This is a genomic window from Pseudoalteromonas sp. HM-SA03 (assembly GCF_002289345.1).
Lineage (GTDB): Bacteria > Pseudomonadota > Gammaproteobacteria > Enterobacterales > Alteromonadaceae > Pseudoalteromonas.
Map to the genome: position 1 here is coordinate 1 of NZ_NSDG01000074.1, position 1,149 is coordinate 1,149.

The 1,149-nt window shown below is 37.8% G+C and carries 2 pseudogenes; both read left to right on the forward strand.

Annotated elements, in window-relative coordinates:
• Positions 1-420 (forward strand): annotated as a pseudogene (locus CKO50_RS14375) (hypothetical protein); the annotation flags it as partial.
• Between the two features lie 391 nt (positions 421-811).
• Positions 812-1,149, forward strand: a pseudogene (locus tag CKO50_RS14385) (hypothetical protein); the annotation flags it as partial.

Genomic DNA, 1,149 nt, shown 5'->3' on the forward strand with positions numbered 1-1,149 from the left:
GATCGTGATAAATACCCAAAGGTAAACCTTTGTATGGATGTTGTGGGAATACAAAACTCAGCTATGTACTGTCATTTAAGGTGGGAGTTGATTATCCGACATATGGATAATACTAAACCACTACCAGATATCCCTATTTATGAGCTCGATAGAAGCAAAGATGATTTGACGAGGGAGTTTGATAAGCAAAACAATCGACCAAAGCTTTTTTGGGCTGGGTTTAGTTTGGGAGAGCAGAGTCGATTAAAACGACTTTATGAAGAAGACGCTGCAGATTTTAACTTCACTTACGGCCCTGAACGTGAGGAAATTGTAAAGCCTTGGTTAAAGTGGAAACCAGATCTGACTCAAGAGCAGGTCAACAAAAAGCAAAGCTTTATAAAAGTCGCGTTAATACAGGTTCTAACAGGGTTACCATAACAGTTGCTACAGCTTTTTCAGGGAGGAAAATAGTGAATACACTTCAGAAAAATAGCTTTTTTAATCGATTTTTTCGTGAAAATAGCTTTAAAGGTGGGTTAAGTAAAAATAGGCATGGTTTGGCAATTTATAGAAAGTTTTACACTCCAAAGTTGGATTTGTATTTAAATACAAGTGAGCGCTATTATTATGCGGAAAAGCCTAGTAGTACAACGTTCTTTTTATTTTATTTGCCATGTGGTATTTCTTTTGCTATTTGGGTCTTGCTACTTTTGAACTTTCTTGTTGTTATTTTTACTGACGGAAGTTTCTACTGGCCGATTCTATTGATAATTCCAATATACTCCTGAGCAGGTAAGTTGATAATGGTTAAGCACAAAAGGAGTTGTTGATGAAAAAGCTAGAGGATATGAGCGAAGAAGAGTGGGATAACTATTTAACTGAAAGTGAAAGGGAAAGTGAACGATACTACCGTGAAGAAGCGACAGAAGAAGAAAAAGAAAGGAAAGCACAAAGAGATGCATACTTGGCTAGAGAGGCAGGTTATAGTCGAAGCGGTATTTTTTATGAAGAACAAACAAAAGATCACCTCCATCACCTAAGCTATAAGGAACGACTCGCCAAGGCTGAAGAATTAAATGGTTGTAAGTTTAAAGATGCAAAACCCTGTAAAGACGCATTTGCCCCAAGAGATGATTTTGATGGCCCTGCACGCCTCTTTGGTGCTTG